This window comes from Clostridioides sp. LIBA-7602 (genome assembly GCF_056688945.1).
The window spans coordinates 3,749,538-3,768,710 of the sequence record NZ_CP196991.1; the positions used below are offsets into that span (position 1 = coordinate 3,749,538).

19 protein-coding genes are annotated in these 19,173 nt (G+C 28.3%); 7 read left to right on the forward strand and 12 right to left on the reverse strand.

Annotated features, from left to right (window positions below; all coding sequences use genetic code 11):
- The first annotated feature begins 544 nt into the window (after positions 1 to 544).
- Both ACTG45_RS17440 and ACTG45_RS17445 read left to right on the forward strand, forming a co-directional pair.
- Positions 545 to 1,138 (forward strand): nitroreductase family protein, encoded by a 594-nt coding sequence (locus ACTG45_RS17440; RefSeq protein ID WP_021386147.1) that lies wholly within the window; start codon positions 545 to 547, stop codon positions 1,136 to 1,138.
- A 55-nt stretch (positions 1,139 to 1,193) separates the two neighbouring features.
- On the forward strand, positions 1,194 to 1,505 hold the full coding sequence (locus ACTG45_RS17445; RefSeq protein ID WP_479917577.1) for a hypothetical protein: 312 nt from the start codon (positions 1,194 to 1,196) through the stop codon (positions 1,503 to 1,505).
- 203 nt (positions 1,506 to 1,708) lie between these two features.
- Here ACTG45_RS17445 and ACTG45_RS17450 read toward each other — a convergent pair whose 3' ends face one another.
- Positions 1,709 to 3,112: an MATE family efflux transporter gene (locus tag ACTG45_RS17450; protein ID WP_021386151.1), complete on the reverse strand. Its 1,404-nt coding sequence runs from the start codon at positions 3,110 to 3,112 to the stop codon at positions 1,709 to 1,711.
- Entirely contained in the window at positions 3,096 to 3,557 is a 462-nt protein-coding gene (locus ACTG45_RS17455) for a MarR family winged helix-turn-helix transcriptional regulator (RefSeq protein WP_021386141.1), read from the reverse strand. The genes ACTG45_RS17450 and ACTG45_RS17455 overlap by 17 nt, the downstream gene beginning before the upstream one ends.
- 532 nt (positions 3,558 to 4,089) lie before the next feature.
- Here ACTG45_RS17455 and ACTG45_RS17460 point away from each other — a divergent pair.
- Genes ACTG45_RS17460 through ACTG45_RS17470 form a run of 3 tightly spaced genes read left to right on the forward strand, consistent with a single transcriptional unit; the run spans position 4,090 to position 5,804 of the window.
- On the forward strand, positions 4,090 to 4,605 hold the full coding sequence (locus ACTG45_RS17460; protein ID WP_021386150.1) for a PadR family transcriptional regulator: 516 nt from the start codon (positions 4,090 to 4,092) through the stop codon (positions 4,603 to 4,605).
- Positions 4,606 to 4,653: 48 nt separating this feature from the next.
- The gene (locus tag ACTG45_RS17465) at positions 4,654 to 5,157 is read left to right on the forward strand and encodes a flavodoxin family protein (RefSeq protein ID WP_479919501.1); all 504 of its coding nucleotides are present in this window, start codon (positions 4,654 to 4,656) and stop codon (positions 5,155 to 5,157) included.
- Entirely contained in the window at positions 5,154 to 5,804 is a 651-nt protein-coding gene (locus tag ACTG45_RS17470; RefSeq protein WP_479919502.1) for a flavodoxin family protein, read from the forward strand. The genes ACTG45_RS17465 and ACTG45_RS17470 overlap by 4 nt, the downstream gene beginning before the upstream one ends.
- Positions 5,805 to 5,925: 121 nt before the next feature.
- Here ACTG45_RS17470 and ACTG45_RS17475 read toward each other — a convergent pair whose 3' ends face one another.
- From ACTG45_RS17475 to ACTG45_RS17520, 10 genes are all read right to left on the reverse strand, one after another.
- Complete coding sequence (locus ACTG45_RS17475) at positions 5,926 to 6,186, reverse strand: DUF3781 domain-containing protein (protein WP_021386137.1); 261 nt, start codon at positions 6,184 to 6,186, stop codon at positions 5,926 to 5,928.
- Positions 6,187 to 6,358: 172 nt separating this feature from the next.
- Positions 6,359 to 7,228 carry an AraC family transcriptional regulator gene (locus ACTG45_RS17480; RefSeq protein WP_479919503.1) on the reverse strand — a complete coding sequence of 290 codons (870 nt, stop codon included), beginning with the start codon at positions 7,226 to 7,228 and terminating at the stop codon, positions 6,359 to 6,361.
- Between the two features lie 283 nt (positions 7,229 to 7,511).
- Complete coding sequence (locus ACTG45_RS17485; RefSeq protein ID WP_479917581.1) at positions 7,512 to 7,925, reverse strand: cupin domain-containing protein; 414 nt, start codon at positions 7,923 to 7,925, stop codon at positions 7,512 to 7,514.
- Positions 7,926 to 8,055: 130 nt separating this feature from the next.
- Positions 8,056 to 8,811 carry an ATP-binding cassette domain-containing protein gene (locus ACTG45_RS17490; RefSeq protein ID WP_479917582.1) on the reverse strand — a complete coding sequence of 252 codons (756 nt, stop codon included), beginning with the start codon at positions 8,809 to 8,811 and terminating at the stop codon, positions 8,056 to 8,058.
- 14 nt (positions 8,812 to 8,825) lie between these two features.
- Complete coding sequence (locus tag ACTG45_RS17495; protein WP_479919504.1) at positions 8,826 to 10,361, reverse strand: ABC transporter permease/substrate-binding protein; 1,536 nt, start codon at positions 10,359 to 10,361, stop codon at positions 8,826 to 8,828.
- A 355-nt stretch (positions 10,362 to 10,716) separates the two neighbouring features.
- Entirely contained in the window at positions 10,717 to 12,957 is a 2,241-nt protein-coding gene (locus ACTG45_RS17500) for an ATP-binding cassette domain-containing protein (protein ID WP_021386142.1), read from the reverse strand.
- Positions 12,958 to 13,314: 357 nt separating this feature from the next.
- Positions 13,315 to 14,505, reverse strand: coding sequence for an MFS transporter (locus tag ACTG45_RS17505; RefSeq protein ID WP_234781149.1), 1,191 nt, complete (start codon positions 14,503 to 14,505; stop codon positions 13,315 to 13,317).
- 71 nt (positions 14,506 to 14,576) lie between these two features.
- Positions 14,577 to 15,329: an NADPH-dependent oxidoreductase gene (locus tag ACTG45_RS17510; protein WP_021386149.1), complete on the reverse strand. Its 753-nt coding sequence runs from the start codon at positions 15,327 to 15,329 to the stop codon at positions 14,577 to 14,579.
- A gap of 40 nt (positions 15,330 to 15,369) precedes the next feature.
- Complete coding sequence (locus ACTG45_RS17515; protein ID WP_021386138.1) at positions 15,370 to 15,855, reverse strand: flavodoxin; 486 nt, start codon at positions 15,853 to 15,855, stop codon at positions 15,370 to 15,372.
- A 49-nt stretch (positions 15,856 to 15,904) separates the two neighbouring features.
- Positions 15,905 to 16,135: a hypothetical protein gene (locus ACTG45_RS17520; RefSeq protein ID WP_234781150.1), complete on the reverse strand. Its 231-nt coding sequence runs from the start codon at positions 16,133 to 16,135 to the stop codon at positions 15,905 to 15,907.
- Between the two features lie 139 nt (positions 16,136 to 16,274).
- Between ACTG45_RS17520 and ACTG45_RS17525 the strand changes: the two genes are divergently transcribed.
- Together ACTG45_RS17525 and tnpB are read left to right on the forward strand one after the other, a co-directional pair.
- Entirely contained in the window at positions 16,275 to 17,015 is a 741-nt protein-coding gene (locus ACTG45_RS17525; RefSeq protein WP_021386140.1) for a LysR family transcriptional regulator, read from the forward strand.
- A gap of 620 nt (positions 17,016 to 17,635) precedes the next feature.
- Entirely contained in the window at positions 17,636 to 18,745 is a 1,110-nt protein-coding gene (gene tnpB / locus ACTG45_RS17530; RefSeq protein ID WP_479919505.1) for an IS200/IS605 family element RNA-guided endonuclease TnpB, read from the forward strand.
- Positions 18,746 to 19,173 lie beyond the last annotated feature (428 nt).

Below are 19,173 nucleotides of genomic sequence, written 5' to 3' on the forward strand. Positions count from 1 at the left end.
ATATGTAATTCTATGATTTAAGAGGTCTTTACAAAAATAAATTATACTACCAACGATAGATATCAATAATGTCATATAAATTAGTATATATATCATACTATCCATATCTAATTTCACTACATCACCTCTTCAGTATTTATATTTAGCTTTAAATAATTTCAGTGTTCATACTTAGTTTTAAATAATTATAGTATATAAATTTCCTAATGTAAATATACAAATTGTCATATTTATCATATTTTATTCGAAATATTTATAAGTATCCAACCTTTTCATATATAACATTTACTGAACCTCCCATAACTAAAGTCATAAGTGTACGTAGATATTTTTTAAGCAAAATCCTTTAAAATATTCTTTTTAATATCTAAACAAAACAATATTGAATTTTTATATTTGATTCTTACATATAGTCATTAATACAATATTAAATATAACCAAATACTAAAATCAATGACTTTTTTTATGATTAGTGCTAAAATAATTAAAAATAGAAACTAAAACTCAAATGAATTTTCAAAAAAATAAACGGAGGTTACTTAAGATGATAAGTGATTCTATATCAAAAAGACGTAGTATTAGAAAATATAAAAAACAAAGTATTTCACATGAAACTATAGAAAAAATAATTGAAGCTGGAATAAATGCACCTTCATCTAAAAACAGACAACCATGGCGTTTTGTTGTTGTCACTGAGAAGGAAAAAGAATCTATGCTCAAAGCTATGAGTAAAGGTATTCAAAATGAAATTGACGACAATGGACTTCTTCCAGAAAGTCGTCAACATATCGCTGGTGCAAATTACACAGTTAAAATTATGGAACAAGCTCCAGTAACAATCTTTATTTTAAACATATTAGGTAAATCACCTTTAGAAAGCTTATCTGCTGAAGAACGCTTTTATGAAATGGCAAATATACAATCAATTGGAGCTGCAATTCAAAACATGTCACTTGAGGCTGTAGAATTAGGTCTAGGTAGTCTTTGGATTTGTGATGTATATTTTGCATATCGTGAATTATGTGAGTGGTTAGATACAGACAGCCAATTAGTAGCAGCAATATCTTTAGGTTATCCTGATGAAGAACCATCAATGAGACCTAGATTACAATTAAGCGATGTAACTGAGTGGAGATAAATAATTATATTGGGTAAATAAGACTAAAAGAATTTATATTAGGCGAGGTATTTTAATGAAAAAAATAGCTAAATCTTTTACATTTTGGTTTCTTTTAATAGCATTATTTGAGATTTATATGCATCAAATTGGGCAAGACTCAAAGAGTATTGTTCTAATAGGCTTAAATCCTATCTTATCTATTATTTCTCGCACTGATAGTTTTCTTGTTTTCATGGATTCAGGTATGCAAATACCATGTAGAACGATTATGGGGTCAATTTCAATTTATTGGTACATAGCATCTATGCTTTCTTTTCTTATTTATGGCATAATCTTAGATTTGATTAGAGTAATTATTTCTAAAATTGTACACAAAACAAAATAAATATTGTAAATAGTGCATTTTCTTGAGCTATTATGAAAATTTGATTGTTTTTTAAACAACCTTCTCAAGCAAGGCAGAGTATCTACACTCTACAATCTAACTGTAGCTCCTGAAAATGCACCTAAGGTTACATATGAATATTATTTTAGTGTTAATTAATAAAAATTAATTTAATATATTTAATATATTTCTTAGAAAGTATATTATACCTCCATAACCTCTTTGTGATTACCAATCACCTTATTTTGCTTTATAGTCAATGACTTCATTTCATGAAGTGCAAAGTATATACATACAATTGCTGCCGCGGCATCTGCTATTGGCCCTGCAAACATTACTCCATCAATTCCCATAAACATTGGTAAAATCACTATTAATGGAATTAAGAATAAAATCTGACGAGTCAAAGAAGTAAAAAGTCCCAGTACTGATTTCCCAATTGATGTAAAGAAAGTTGATGATATTATTTGAACACCATTTATAAATGTTAAGAATAGGAAAGTTCTAAAATAATGTTCTGCAAATATAAAATAAGTCTCATTTCCATTACCAAATATAGATGTAATTTGTCGTGGGAATATTTGGAAGCATAAGAATGCAATACTAGCTATAACAGTTGCACTTCCTACTGCTAACTTATATGCTTCTTTTACACGATTATACTTTTCAGCCCCATAATTGTATCCTATAATAGGTTGCATACCTTGTGCTATACCTATAATTATAGATATAAAAATCATATTTACTTTAATAATAATACCAACACAAGCAAGTGGAATCTCACTTCCATAAACTGACCTAGCTCCATAATATGCCAATGTATTGTTCATAACTATCTGTGTTACAGTCATTGCTAATTGATTAAAACATGAACTTGAACCTAGTGCAAATATATGTTTATAAATTATACTCTCTAATTTAAAACTTTTCTTATGTAATTTGATATGTTGAAAATTCTTTATATAATAAACACTGATTCCAAAAGATATAAGTTGCCCAATGACAGTTGCTAAAGCAGAGCCAGCAATCCCCATATTAAAAACAAATATGAATAGTGGATTTAAGATTGTATTGATGACTGCTCCTACTAACATACAAAACATAGAAGCTTTTGGTCTTCCATCTGCAAGTATCAACTTACTCATTCCAGTGGACATTATAAGAAATGGTAATCCGATTGATGTAATTTTTGTGTATGTGTGTGCATAAGGTAGTATTTCTGATGTAGAACCAAAGAATTTTAATAGTGGTGTCAAAAATACTGATACTATTACAAACAAACTTATTCCAAAAATAGCCATCAAACAAATAGAATTTCCTGCTGCTTTTGTAGCCTTTTCTGAATTTTTAGCCCCTAATTCCAATGAGCATTTAGATGCTCCTCCAATACCTAATAACAAGGCAATTGCTGTACATATTGTAGTTAATGGGAAAGCAACATTTGTAGCAGCGTTACCTAATACCCCAACACCTTGCCCAATAAATATTTGGTCAACAATGTTATATAATGCACTTACTAACATTGCTATAATACTAGGAATTGCATACTTAGTTAATAATTTTGAAACTTTATCATATTCCAATGGTTCTTTATAGTTTTCTTCCAATTTCTTTCGCCTCCAATTTTGCTTCTTCATTCATATCAATAGCTAGAAAGGCAACCTTTTCTAACATTGATATAAATAACTCTTTCTCTTCTTTCTCAAACGAACTCAACAATTCTTCTACATATCCATTTGTTATTTTTAATATTTCATCATAACATTCTAAAGATTTCTCTGTAGGGTATAAATGCCATGTTCTTTTATCCTTTACACTTGGTTTTCTAGTGATGAATCCTTCTTTTTCTAAATTTGCCAAAGCTCTTGTTATATTACTAGGATTCACAAGGATTTTTTTAAATATAGTATCTTGTGTAATGCCTGGATTATTACATATGTGTAACACATAAAAATATTGGCTATTATTGATTCCAATATCCGCCAATTTCCTGTCAATATAATTTGTATTATATCTATTTATAATGGAAACCCATTTTAATAGCTCTCTCATATTCTCTCCTTATTTATTATTCACCATTTTTTGCGTACGCAATAATCTATTTGCTCATGCAATCATTCTACTGCTAATTTTATTCTTTGTCAATAGCACCCAAGTTTATATTTAAATTATAAAGTCACTATAAATTTCATATATTAGACCATTACTTTAATTTAACTATCTTTAATTTTTCACTAATGTTTAATTACCTTTTATATTAATCTATTTACATAAATATTTTCTAATTCCTAATTCCTAATTCCTAATTCCTAATTCCTAATTCCTAATTCCTAATTCCTAATTCCTAATTCCTAATTCCTAATTCCTAATTCCTAATTCCTAATTCCTAATTCCTAATTCCTAATTCCTAATTCCTAATTCCTAATTCCTAATTCCTAATTCCTAATTCCTAATTCCTAATTCCTAATTCCTAATTCCTAATTCCTTTTAAGTTTATTTTAAAAATCATATTGACACAATATTTATTATCTGTAATAATATTTATATCGAAACGATATATATCTAAGTGATATTAGGAGGCAATATGTTAGAATACATTATTTTAGGATTCTTAATGGAAGAAGAATTAAGTGGGTACGACTTAAAGCAATGGATGTCACATAGTACATCATACTTTTTTGATGCTAGCTTTGGTAGCATCTATCCAGCACTTAAAAGATTAGAAACAAAGGGATATATCTACTGTCGTGAAGCTATAGATGGTAGCAAATTAAAAAAACTATATTCTATAACTGATTCAGGTAAAGAATACTTTCTTGAATGGCTAAAAAAACCGATAAAATTTTCTAAAACAAAGCAAGACCATCTTGTTAATATATTCTTTTATAAGTATCTACCTAAAGAAGTAATTGAAACAAACTTAAAACTATTTATAGCTGAGGTTGAATTACTCTCAGATAAACTAAATAAACAAAAAATTGATGCAGAAAAAAATCATTGTATTGAAGAATACAAATACATGTATTCCACAATGATTTATGGAGTTGACTATTATAGTTTTGTAATTAATTGGTGTAAAGATTTACTAAAAAATTTGTAAGATATAATTTTTTAAAATAAATATACATAATAAAAGGAGATGAAACTTATGAGACTTTTAATACATGATTTAACTGAGGAAGAATTAGATAAGCTAGCACCTAGGCTTAATGAAAATATAAAAGTGCTTCCAAACACAAAAGAAATTCACAAATGTATTGGTTGTTTTGGTTGCTGGATTAAAACTCCTACTGAATGTGTTATAAAAGATTATTATAGTAATATGAGTAAACTTATAAATGACTCTGATGAACTTATTATAATAAGTAGATGTTGTTATGGAGGATTCAGCCCTTTTGTAAAAAATATAATTGATAAAAGTATTAGCTATATCCTCCCATACTTTGTAATGAAAGATAATATGATGCGTCATAAAAGTAGATATAGCAAACAAATAAATTTAAAAGCTATATTTTATGGAAATCATATTACAGAAGCTGAAAAAGACACTGCTACCAAATTAGTACATGGAAATTCCATAAATTTTAATATGAAAGAACACTCTATTTGTTTTTATGAAAATATACAAGATATAAGAGGTGAATCTATATGAATATAGCGATGATAAATGGTAGTCCAAAAGTGAATAAAAATAATTCACAGTATTTTTTATCTGAAATAGAAAAACTTATTAAAAAAGACAATAAAATTTTTACATTTAAAATAGATAATACTTCTAAATACCCTGATGCTTTTAATGCTATACTTAACTGTGATAGATTGGTAATTGCATTTCCTCTTTATGTAGATGGCATTCCATCTCATTTGGTTCATTTTCTAGAGAAATGTGAAAAATTTTTAAATACACAAAATAAAAAACCTATTCCAGTGTATGCAATTGTTAACTGTGGATTCTATGAGGGCGAACATAATCATTTGGCAATTCAAATGATAGAGCATTGGTGCAAAAAGGTCAATTTCACATGGGTTCAAGGTGTTGGAATTGGTGCTGGAGAGATGTTTGGTTCACTGACTTCTGTGCCTTTTGATAAAGGTCCTAAGAAAAAATTAGGCATTACACTAAAAGAACTATCAATAAATATACTTAATGACAATATAAATCTTGATAATCCTCATAAAAATAATATTTTCATTTCACCTAATTTCCCTAGATTTCTATATAAACTTCTGGGTAATTATCAGTGGAATCCTCAAGCTAAATCAAATGGTTTAACTAAGAGTGATATACTAAAGAAATAAAAAAATAGAATGATATAACAATATCAAAAAAACCGTCAAGTACAGCAAAGCCATTCATCTTGATGGTTTTCATGATATTCATATTTACTAAACAATAGATAGCATAAAATACTCCTAATTTCTATATGTTGCAATTCTTTTCTTTATGAGCTGTAATGATTGTGTAGCTATAAGCATTTACTGTTATAATACAATTATCTACACTTATATACCAGTTTTTTCCCTTTCTATTAATAACAGCACTTGAAGATTCTATTTTAGTTTTACACCAGTTCACTACATCATTTATCTCTAAAGAAAGGTTTTTCTTAATTCTTACCACACCTAATTCTGTTGTATGTAATTTATCTAGATTTCTAAGTAATTCATTTTCTGGATTCATTCGTATTAGAACACCTCACCCTTTATAAAATTAAATATATATTATTTAATTCTATTTTATCATAGCCTTCTAATAAAGTAATTTTTTCTACTGTTTATAAATTCCTTATTAACATATTAGAGTTATAAAACTATTTTTATATGAATTTCTCTACTTTATATTGCTACTTTTTTTAAAGAATTGGAACCCAAAACTGAATTTCGCTCAAACCACTATCATTAACATTTTCTCCATATTTTACAAAATCATATAAATTATTTTCATTTAATTGACAACTTGAATTAGGAAACCATTCTTGATAGATATATTCTACAACATTTTGCATACTATCTTCATTTCTTCCAATAAATGTAAAGACAATATAATTACTTTTTGGAAGTGTAAATTTTTCCATTCCATTGGTTAATTTACCAAAACAAGATACTTGTGCTCCTGCAATATATGTAAACATAGGTGTATTTTCAACTTCTTTAAAGTCACTATAATCATTGACTCCAATTAAGAAATCTAAATCTACTCTGTTCTCTATCAATTCTTTATTTTTATGTAAACTTCTCCAACACCTTCCAATAATATGAAATCCCCTTTTTACTTTACCAGAATAGCCAACAATATTTATCTCTGTACAATCGACTTTTTTAATGTCTAAAATCATATCTACACGCAATTTTTTCCGATTATTAATATCAAATTTTAATTGTATTGGTAAAAAGTCTTTATGTTTTCTAAAAAAATTCGGACTATATTTAAACATTTTTTTAAATCTGTGTGAAAAAGAGCGTTGTGTGTCATAACCTGAAATTAAAGCAATTTCAATAATTGGCCTTTCTGTAAAAATAAGCATTCTTGCTGCTTCAGTCAATCTACGTCTTTGTATATAATTATGAACAGTAAAACCTACAACTGATGTAAACATTCTATGTAAATGGTACTTTGAATAACCTGTTTCTTTAGCAATGGCATCTAAATCCAACATTTCATCTAAAAGATGTATCTCTATATAATCCAAAGCTTTTTCAATAGTAATTAAATTATTATCCATGTAGAACACCTCCTATTTTAAAGATAACATATTGTTTTAGTTTATTTTTCACATTCTTTGCTAATGTTTTGATTTATTTTCTTACATATAAAAGGCACTTCAACTTGAAGTGCCTATACATTACATCTTTATTTTTTTAATTTAAATATCTATCACTATTTATAAGATTTAATATTTCAACTCTTTTAATGTTTCAACTCTTATATAAACATACTTGTAACATTCCTTATTTCCAAAGATTTATAGACCTATCTGTTAACTAAGCTTACAACTTATTAGCTTTTTATTTAAGTTTACTATAATCTTCATCAGATACAGGTTCTAGCCATTCATTGAAGGCACCTTCAGCAGGTACCTCTATAGCTAAATGCTGAAACCAACTATCATGTGCAGCTCCATGCCAGTGCTTTATATCTGGTGGTATATTTACTACATCACCTGCATGCAATTCCTGAGCTGGCTTTCCAAATTCTTGATAGTATCCTCTACCTCCAGTTACAAGTAAAATTTGCCCTCCCTTATGGTGTATATGCCATGAATTTATTGTAGAAGGTGCAAATGTTACATTGCCAATTGCTACTCCATTCGTGCTAAGCATATTTAAATAACATTCTCCTGTAAAATACTGTGCAAATGCTTTATTTTCCTCACCAATAGGAAAAACTGCTCCTACACCTAAATCTTTTTCTCTACTCATTTCTAATTCCCCCTATGCCTTAATCTAACTTTTTTACACTTCAAGTATACAACTTGAAGTTAACTCTAAGGCAATAGCTTTTACTATAATAATTTAATTTTTAATTTAGATTTATTTTTTAATCTATTCCTTATAAATCCTCATCCTCAATTATAGATTTTCTTATATTCAATAATTGGTCTACAAATTGATTAGCAGGAGAATTTAAAATATTCTTTGGAGTATCATACTGTTGAATAACCCCATGATTTAATACCAAAGTTTTTGTACCTAAAATCAAAGCTTCATAAATATCATGTGTAATAAATATAATCGTAACTCCTGTTTTTTTATGAATTTCTTTTATCTCTTTTTGTAATTGCTTTCGTGTAATCTCATCGACGGCACCAAAAGGTTCATCCATCAATAAAATTTCTGGAGAAGAAGCTAAAGCTCTTGCAATACCTACACGCTGTTGTTGCCCACCCGATAATTCTGATGGATAGCGGACTTTCATATCATTCGGTAATCCCACTATCTCCATCCACTTGTCTACAGCATTTTTCACTTCTGATTTATTTTTTTTATTGAGAAGATTTGGTACATATGAAATGTTTTCTTCAACAGTCATATGAGGAAAAAGAACACTTCCCTGTACGCAATACCCTATTTTTCTTCTTAACTTAATTAAGTCCTCATTTTTAATATCTGTTTGATTTATCAAGATATTCCCACCATCTGGCAAAATCAAACCATTAATCATTTTTAAAAGTGTTGTTTTACCAGAACCAGATGAACCAATAACAGTTAAAAATTCTCCTTTTTCTATATCTAAATTAAGATTATTTATGATAGTTTTATCATCATATTGTTTTTCAATATTTTTAAATTGTATAATAGGTGTCATTATATTTCCTCCAATTATAAAAGACCTTTTTTACTCAAAAACTCATGTGCAACTTCTCTAGGCTCTAAATTGTTGTTTTCTACATCATAATTCATTTTAGCCATTTCCTTGTCAGTCAAAGTATTTTCAACCATCTTAAATACTTTTGATAACTCTGGATGTTCCTCTAATACTTCTGAACGAACAACATTTCCACATTGATAAGATGGATAGAAGTTTTTATCATCCTTTAAAACTACAACGTCTGAAACACTGTACTGACCATCAGTTGTAAATATAGGCATTACATCAATTTTGCCCTCATTGATAGCTTGATATTTTAATCCAATATCTAAGTCAACTGTGTTTTTAAAGTTTAATCCATATGTATTACACAATGGAGTATATCCATCCTCTCTCTCATAAAAATCATATTCTGCTCCAAATGTTAATTTAGAAGATGCATCCTTTAAATCCGTGATATTTTTTAAGTTATATTTTTCTGCAACTTCTTTTCTGACTGCCAATGCATAGCTATTAGAAAAACCATACATACCAGTCCATTGCATTTTAAGTTTATTTTTGTATTCCGATTGTAATTCACTAAACATATCTTCAGTATATAATTCATTTTTCTTAAGTACCATATTCCAACCTGTCCCTGTATATTCTGGATAAATATCGAATTCTCCATTTTCCATAGCTGGCTGAATATTAGACGTTCCTCCACCTACACCTTGTGTAATTTCTACTTTTAGACCAGTATTCTTTTCAATTAAAATATCCAACATCTCACCAAGTATATATTGTTCAGTCATAGGTTTTGTAGCAATATGAATAGTTTGAGTCTTCGAAGAATTAAATAAATATGATGTAAAGATAGCTAATATGAGAATAAAACTTCCTAGAATGGCAAAAACTTTTCTTTTATTTTTCTTTTTTCTTTTTATTTGAAAAAATCTCTCTACTAATCCTAAAATAAAATCAAATACTAAAGCTAACAAAGCGATAAGTATACTTCCAGTAATTGTCATTACTGTATTATTTGTCGTGATTCCTCTATATATGGCTACACCTAATCCTCCAGCACCTATAAACGAAGCAATACCAGCTAATGCAATTGTCATAATGACCATGTTTCTAATACCAGACATAATAACTGGTAAAGCTAGTGGAAGCTTTATTTTATATAGTATCTGAAAATCTGTACTTCCCATCCCTCTAGCCGCTTCAAGAATATTTTTATCTACATTAGTAATTCCAGTATATGTATTTCTAACCATAGGCAATAATGCATAGATAGTAAGAGCAATAACAGCAGTAGTATTTCCAATTCCAGAAAATGGTATTAAAAATCCTAGCATAGAAATCGACGGAATGGTATATAGAAAATTAATAGTTCCCAATATGGGTTTAGATGAACTATGAAATTCGCTTACAATTACACCAATTATACCACCTAAAACTATTGCGATTATTATAGAAATAATAGAAATAGTCAAATGCTCTATAGATAATTTTATAAAAAAATCACTTCTCTCAGATAATAATGTCAAAATAGCATTTATCATTTATCTCACTCCTTTTTATGAGTTTTACTTAACAAGATTTAAATTTTAATTTAGTAATAGTACTCATTTTAATACATCAACAAATTATTCCATAAATTACATGTTAAGGTTATAATATTAAACTTGCAAGTAGGCACAAAAAAGTAACTATTAGAGAATATTTTCTTATATATTATCTATAAAAATAAGAAAAAATGCCAGAATCGTTAAAATCTTGATATTTAAACGAATTTCTGACACTATATTTAATTAAATTTGAATATTTCTCATATTATTTACTACTGTTAAGTTTAAGTATCATTTTATATACCCATTATACTTATTAATATATCATATATTAATTATATTTTATTTATTATACTATATACTTTGCTGTTAATGATACTCTATTATTGCTCAATTGTTTTGGAGTTCCTTGAAATATTACTTTTCCACCTTTTGTTCCACCTTCAGGACCCATATCAATAATCCAGTCAGCTCTTTTAATTACATCTATATTATGTTCAATTATTATAACCGTATTTCCATTATCTACAATTTCTTCAATTATAGTTACAAAATTTTCAATATCAGCCATATGAAGTCCTGTTGTAGGCTCATCCAATATATACACTGAACTTTCCTTGTTTAATTCGCTAGCAAGCTTTAACCTTTGACATTCTCCACCAGATAAGGTATCAAGAGTTTGCCCTAAAGTAAGGTATCCTATGCCCATTTTTTCAATACATTGTAATTTTGTTTTAATCTGCTTTAGACTAAAAAATTCAATCGCATCTGATACAGACATTTCAAGAACTTCTATTATATTCTTCCCTTGAAACTTATATTCTAAAACTTCTTTTTTAAATTTTTTCCCTTCACAAATATTACAAACGCTCTTTATACTATCCATAAAGGCAAGATTCATCTCTACTATTCCAGACCCTTTACAATTATCACAAGCTCCTTCTGAATTTGAGCTAAATAAAGAAGAATTCACTCCATTTGTTTTTGAAAATATACTTCTTATATTGTTCATAATGCCACTGTATGTTGCTAAACTTGACCTTGAATTTGCTGACACAGGGCTTTGGTCTATAAGCACAGCATTAGGATTTTGCTTTAAGAATTCATCCTTAATTAAGGTACTTTTACCTGCTCCTGCTACTCCAGTAACTAAAGTAAATACACCCTTAGGTATTTTAATAGATATATTTTTCAAGTTATTTTTATTACAATTTTTAATTTCTAAATATCCTCTAGCTTCTCTTACATTTTCTTTGATAGTAAGAGATTTACTTAAAGCATTTCCTGTCACTGTCCCACTTGTAAGTAAATTTTCATAACTTCCTTCATACACAACTTCTCCACCATACTTACCAGCTTTTGGACCTACATCTACAATATGGTCTGCAATCTTAATGACATCTGGGTCATGTTCAACAACTATAATTGTATTTCCTTTATCACGTAATTGTTTTAAAAGTTTATTTAATTTATATACATCTTTAGGATGAAGACCTACACTTGGTTCATCAAATATATACATTAAATCTACAAGATTACTATTCAGATATTTAACCATCTTTATACGCTGAGATTCACCTCCTGATAGAGAAGATGTCTCTCTATCTAAACTTAAATACCCAAGACCTATATCTATTATACTATTTAATTTTTCTATTATTCCCTTAAGTATAGGTTGGGCTTCTGGTTCATCTATATTTTTAATAATTTCAACTAATTCATCAATTTGCATACTAGTTAAATCTGCTATGTTATAGCCATTAATTAAAGACTTGTACACCCTTTCATGAAGTCTCCTTCCATTACAAACAGGGCATTTGTCTTCTATAAGAAGTTTACTCATTTTTTTCTTCGTAGCTTCAGAGATTTCTCCTTCTTTACTTAAATATAGACGATTAAACTTAATCAACAATCCTTCATATGTCATATTAGTTTGACCAGCATTTTCTCCTTTAATCTTTTCTGCTTCACCATATAAGAATTTTTCTAACTCTTTTTTTGAATAATCACAGATTTTTTTATCAAGGTCAAAGTATCTTGATTCAGCAAATATATTCCAGTGCCAAGAACCTACTCCAAATCCTGAAAGCAATATGGCACCTTCATTTAGTGATTTATTCGTGTCAAGAATATTATTCATATTAGGCATTAGCTTTTTTCCAAGTCCATGGCAGTCTGGACACATACCATCGACATTGTTAAAAGAAAACATGTTAGCATTACCTATACGTTCACTTCCAAATCTTGAATATAAGGTTCTTAAAAATGAGTTTACATCTGTAATAGTCCCTAGAGTTGACCTTGAATTGCCACCAAGTCTACTTTGGTCTACAATAATTGGGGTTGATAGATTCTCTATACAATCAGCTTTAACCTCTCCATACTTATGTAAAAAACTTCTTATAAAAGTGCTAAATCTTTCATTTAACTGGCGTTGGGATTCTTTTGCAATTGTCTCGAATACAATAGATGATTTTCCGGAACCTGATACACCAGTGAATATAGTTATTTTTCTTTTAGGTATTTTTAAAGATACATTTTTTAAATTGTTCTCTTTGCACCCTTTTAGAATTATAAATTCATTATTCATATTTTACCTCCTACATTGTTTCTATTTAGATTCTTTAGAGTAAATCATAGTAATAGCTATAAATAAGTAAGATACTATTTCTATTAAATTACTTTTTCTTGTAAATACAGGTCAAATTATAGCATGTAAATTTTATCTGGTAGTATACTGGAGGGCTTAATATTTATAGAAAATAAATTTATTTTATATAAACACTATTGAATCTATTTTATATAAATATCATAATTATATAGATACTAAATTATGTAAAGTTCTTAAGTTAAAAACTTTATATAATTGTATTAATTACAAAAAAAAGTATCTTATCTATAATTCTAAAATCATAAATAAGATACTACATTTCATATATGTGTAAAATCAAGTTTCACTACTATTTTTTGATAATATCGTCTTTAAACTTTCTCTTAATAAAACTGAAACTATACCTAATATTAAGAACATCAATCCACCTAATACAACATATTTTGTCCCTAATCCCGATATAAATAATCCACATACAGCTGTAGCAGTTGTTATTCCTAGATTGGATGCAGTTAAATATAATCCATTAGCAAAATCAGCAGCTTCTGATGCTACAGATGCAATCCAGTATTGATTAATATTAGCATCTATACCAGCTAATACTCCCCATGCCAAAGTAATTAACATCATTGGTAAGCTAAACTGACCTAATAAGAATAATACTATGTATACTACTACCATTGAAAAAATAAAATATTTTATAAGTCTTATAGGATTCTTGCTAAGTGATTTTCCTGCTATAAGATTTCCAATAATATTTGCCATACCATATATCAATAACATTACACTAATTATCTTTTCAGGCAAATTTGTTACACTTTTAAGATACTCAGCAAAATAACTATACACTCCAAATATTGAGCCATTTATTAAAATTACAGCCATAATAGAAAACCAAACAATCGGTTTTTTTAATACACTTAATTGAGCTCCATAAGAAAGTCTTTTTTCTACAGGCATAGATGGCACAAATATTAATGTAATTACAAATGCTATAGCATTTACTATAGCAAAGAATGACATAGCCACTCCTAATGAAACTGTGTTAGCAATAAAATTGGCTACTGGTACACCAATTACCATACCTGCTGATACTCCAACCATTACCCTAGCAACAGCTTTTGGCGCTTCTTCTTCACTTACTGATGCAGAAGCTGTTGAAAATGCAAGTGAGCAGTATATTGGTTGTAAAAAACCACATATTACACGAGCAATTAATAAGACTGTAAAACTTGAAGTAAACACTGATAAAATGTTAGCTAAAAGAAAAATTCCAAGAACAAATAGCATCGCCTTTTTGCGGTTTACTCCTGAGAATAATAAGGGCATAATTGGTCCAGATATTGCAATAGCAAGGGCAAATAGACTCACAAGAAGTCCTGCCTGAGAGATGCTAACATTAAAATTATCAGCAATTATAGGTAATATACCTATAATTCCCATTTCAGTATTTAAAATTGCAAATACTCCAAAAGTTAATATAAATATAAACAGGTTATTATGTTTAGTCATAAGTATTTTTTTCATCCACCTTTATAATTTTTATTCTATTTTAAAATAATCAATTCATTGTATTTTAATAAATTTATTTTAAAATCTTATTTTTTATCATTAACAAATCCTTGTTTACTTAGCGTTTTAGAAATTTGTGGATAATGGTTATAAGGATAACAGTAAAAATCAGTTACAAGCTCTGTCCAATTAGATATACGATTATTGTATGGTCTCTCTTTTAAATATTTAGCATAGGTTTCATCATACTCTTTTATTAACTCATGTAAATCATGATTATAAACTTCCTCAAAATAGACTGTATTTTTAGGCAAACGTGGTTTTAAATCAGGATTCTGAGCAGAATATCCAATACATAAACCTAAGATAGGAATAACATATTTAGGTAAATTTAACTCTTTAATTACTTCTAAAGCATTTAAACGTACATCTCCAATTACTACAGTTCCTAACCCAAGCGATTCAGCCGCTACAACTGCTGTACCTAAAGCAATACCAACTTCATGAGACCCTACAATTAAATTATCAATATCTTTAATAACTTTATCTATAGACTGATTTTTTTCCTTACATACAAGATATGTTCTATAATAATCAGCACAAAATACAAGAAACACAGGCGCTTCTTCAATGTGCTTTTGATTACCACAAAGTAATGCAAGTCTTTCTCTACGTTTTATATTTTTAATAGCAATGACTGATACATGCTGAATATTAACCCAATTTGGCGCTGATTGTACTGCTTTTATAATCTGCTCTAAAAGTTCTTCACTTATAGGTTTGTCTAAGTAAGAACGGATAGAGCGATGTGAAAGCAGTGCTCCTATAACTTCATTCATAATTATTTACATCCTTTTCTATAGTATAAAAATATTTAAACTAGCTTCTAAAACCATTTTTTTCCAACCATTTTATTATTTCAGATTCTGAATTTTTACCACCACTTTCATAAATTTCAAGTGGATTTAAAATATTTGAATCATTACAAAATGTACGTATATCTGAAACAACATGACCTAGACCACCACCACCATTGGTACAAAATGGAATTATAGTCTTACCTGACATATTATTTTCATATAAAAATGTTGCAACAGGAGGAGCCATAGTGTTAAACCAATTTGGAGTACCAATAAAAACTATATCGTAGTAATCAATATTTTTACATTCCACAGCTAATTTAGGTCTATATCCTTCTTTAACTTCTTTATTTGCTTTTGTCTCACATTCATTATAGTCATTTGAATAACCTTGTTCTGGTTCAACTTCAAATAAATTTCCACCAATTATATTTTGGATTTGTTCAGCGATTTTTCTAGTATTCCCTGTATAGGAAAAGTATGCTATCAGTATATTATTTTTCATATTATCACCCTTCTTATTTGTAATTTGTAGTTAACTAATTTAAAATAATTTATTTTTTCTGCATCATATTAAAAATTAGAAAATCAAGACAATCTATCTTTTTTTGATTTTCGTGTACTTTATGAAGTAATGAAGTTCTTTGACAAGACAATAAACGTAATTGCTCTTTGATTTTTCCATCTTTTTTTAATTGTAAAAACTTATCAATCATATTAGAGTCGCAACCTGCATCTTTAAGATTACGAATTACAGTAATATTTTCCTTTGCTATTTCACTCAACATAACACCTCCTTTTCTTAATTAATTCTAATACTATTTTTAGTCTATAGCAAATACTTATATCTTATATTCAGATATACTTGACAAGCATTTCTAATAACTATATGATAAAGAAAATTGATAAAAAGGAGATTTACATATGGAACTTAGAGTTTTAAAATATTTCCTTACAGTATCTAGAGAAGGAAGTATCACAAGAGCTGCAAATTTTTTACATGTTACACAGCCTACAATTTCCAGACAACTTAAAGAACTTGAAGAAGAATTGGGTAAAAAACTTTTTATTCGAAGTAACCACAATGTAACACTAACAAACGAAGGAATGCTTCTTAGAAAAAGAGCTGAAGAAATTATTGAAATGGTTGAAAAAACAGAATCAGAGTTTAACTCAATGGAAGAAACTATTTGTGGTGATGTCTATATTGGTAGTGGGGAAACAGATGCGATGAAATATATTGCTGATATTGTAAAAAATTTACAAGAAGATTATCCAAGTATACATTATCATCTTTATAGTGGAAATTCAGAGGATGTTACTGAAAGGCTTGATAAAGGATTATTAGATTTTGGAATTTTAATTCAACCTGCTGATATATCAAAGTATGATTATATTAACATGCCTGTAAAAGATATTTGGGGAGTAATTATGCAAAAAAATAGCCCACTTGCTACAAAAGAAACTATTAGCCGTAAAGATTTATTAGATGTACCTCTTATTTGTTCAAGACAAGCTATACTCCAAACAATATCAAAAAATGAATTTGCAGAATGGTTTGGAAGAGACTTTGATAAATTAAACATTGTTGCTACTTTTAATCTTGTATATAATGCAGCCATAATGGTAGAAAAAGGTGTAGGCTATGCTATAACTATTGATTAAAAAATAGCTACACACACTTGTGACTTTAGTCGTGAGTTAGTAGCTAAAGTAGTCAGCATATAGGGAAACTTATATGTAGAGATAGGATAGAACCTATCCAATACTACTTGAATTGCTGGAAACCCCTAAAGCTAACCAAACTAAAACATAAGGATGAAATAAACCTAAGTGTGAAAGTTACGAAAGTAGAAAAAATTGGTTAGATGGTATAAGGTTAAATCCTAAGTACTTTAAAATGGGCAATCAGCAGGTAAGCTCCGAATAGGAGAAACTTCAACGACTATTCCTCTTGAGGGAAGTACATTACAAGCTATTGGTAGTGGAAGTGGGTAGACCTTAACGGATAATGCCGAAGGATAAGATATAGTCTGTGCTTGCATGAAAATGTAAGAAGTTCATAAGAGAACTGCATAGGTAGTAGCGAACTTATGTGAACGACAACCTCAAAAATGATAAAAGTTAGGACTTACGGTTCTTAAATATGTTATTTAGAAATAAATATAAAAACCTTCTAAATAATTGTTTTAAATAATTACGTTTGTTAATATTATAATGGGTGATGAAAAATAGAAGTTACTCGGATATGTATATTAATAATCATAAAAAACAATTAAAGTGAGGTGATAGTAGTGGAAAAAGCTTATAAGTTTAGAATGTATCCAAATAAAAAACAGCAAGAGTTAATTAACAAAACTTTTGGATGTTGTAGATTTGTATATAATAAGTATCTTGCTAAAAAAATAGAAGTTTATGAAAGTGATAAAGAAACTTTTACTTATAAACAGTGCAGTTCTGATTTGACCAATTTAAAAAGAGAATTAAAGTGGCTTAAAGAACCTGACAAATTTTCACTACAAAACACCTTAAAAGATTTAGAAAACGCATATAAAAAATTCTTTAAAGAAAATACAGGATTTCCTAAATTTAAATCAAAGAAAACTAACAGATTTTCATATAGAACTAACTTTACAAATGGAAATATTATGTACTTTAGTCAATATATAAAATTACCTAAACTTGGTATGGTCAAAGTAAGGGATAAACAAGTACCTCAAGGGAGAATACTTAATGCTACAGTATCCAAAGAACCAAGTGGTAAATATTATGTATCATTATGTTGTACTGATATAGATATTGAAGCATTTGAAAATACTAATAATCAGATAGGTTTAGATTTAGGAATTAAAGAATTTTGTATCTCAAGTTGTGGACAATTTATAGAAAATCCTAAGTATCTTCAAAAGTCATTAAACAAACTTGCTAAATTACAAAGAGAATTATCGAGAAAAACAATTGGTAGTTCAAATAGAAATAAAGCAAGGTTAAAAGTTGCAAGACTTCAAGAACATATAGCTAATCAAAGGAAGGATTTTCTACAAAAACTATCTACTAAATTAATACGAGAGAATGATATTATTTGCATAGAAGATTTACAAGTAAAGAATATGACTAAAAATCGTAAACTATCTCGTTTAATTTCTGATGTGTCATGGTCAGAATTTATTCGTCAATTAGAATATAAGGCTAATTGGTATGGTAGACAAATTGTAAAGGCAGGTAAATTCTTTGCAAGTTCACAAATATGTAATAAATGTGGGTACAAAAACGAGGAAATTAAGGATTTAAATATAAGAGAATGGATTTGTCCTTGTTGTAATGAAACTCATGATAGAGATATAAATGCAAGTATAAATATACTAAAAGAAGGATTAAGACTAATAAGAGTTTAAAATAAATAACTTATGTAAGAACCGTAGGAACTACGGGGATAGCCTGTGGAGAATTGGTAAGACATATTTTAGTATGCAAAATTCTATGAAGCAGGAAACCTGTGACTTTAGTCATGGGAGGTTCAGAAATTAGTCAATACAACTGAGAATAGCAACCTTTGCTTTAGACCTTTAGAGCCAAATCTTGAATCAGGCTTAAATATTGTATGGAAAAAGTATCAAGTTTTTTCACCTGCTGCTGAAATATTTTTAAAAAAGATGCAAGAAAATTTTACTATATAGAGAATAATTTATTAAGTGTATTTACTTATAAAAATGAGCTAGTCTAAATTATTTCTTAAGTGCTAAAATATGTAGTAAAAATGCCCTTAGAATTTAATTATTTAGATTCTAGGGGCATTTTATATGTTATTTAAACATATTTATTT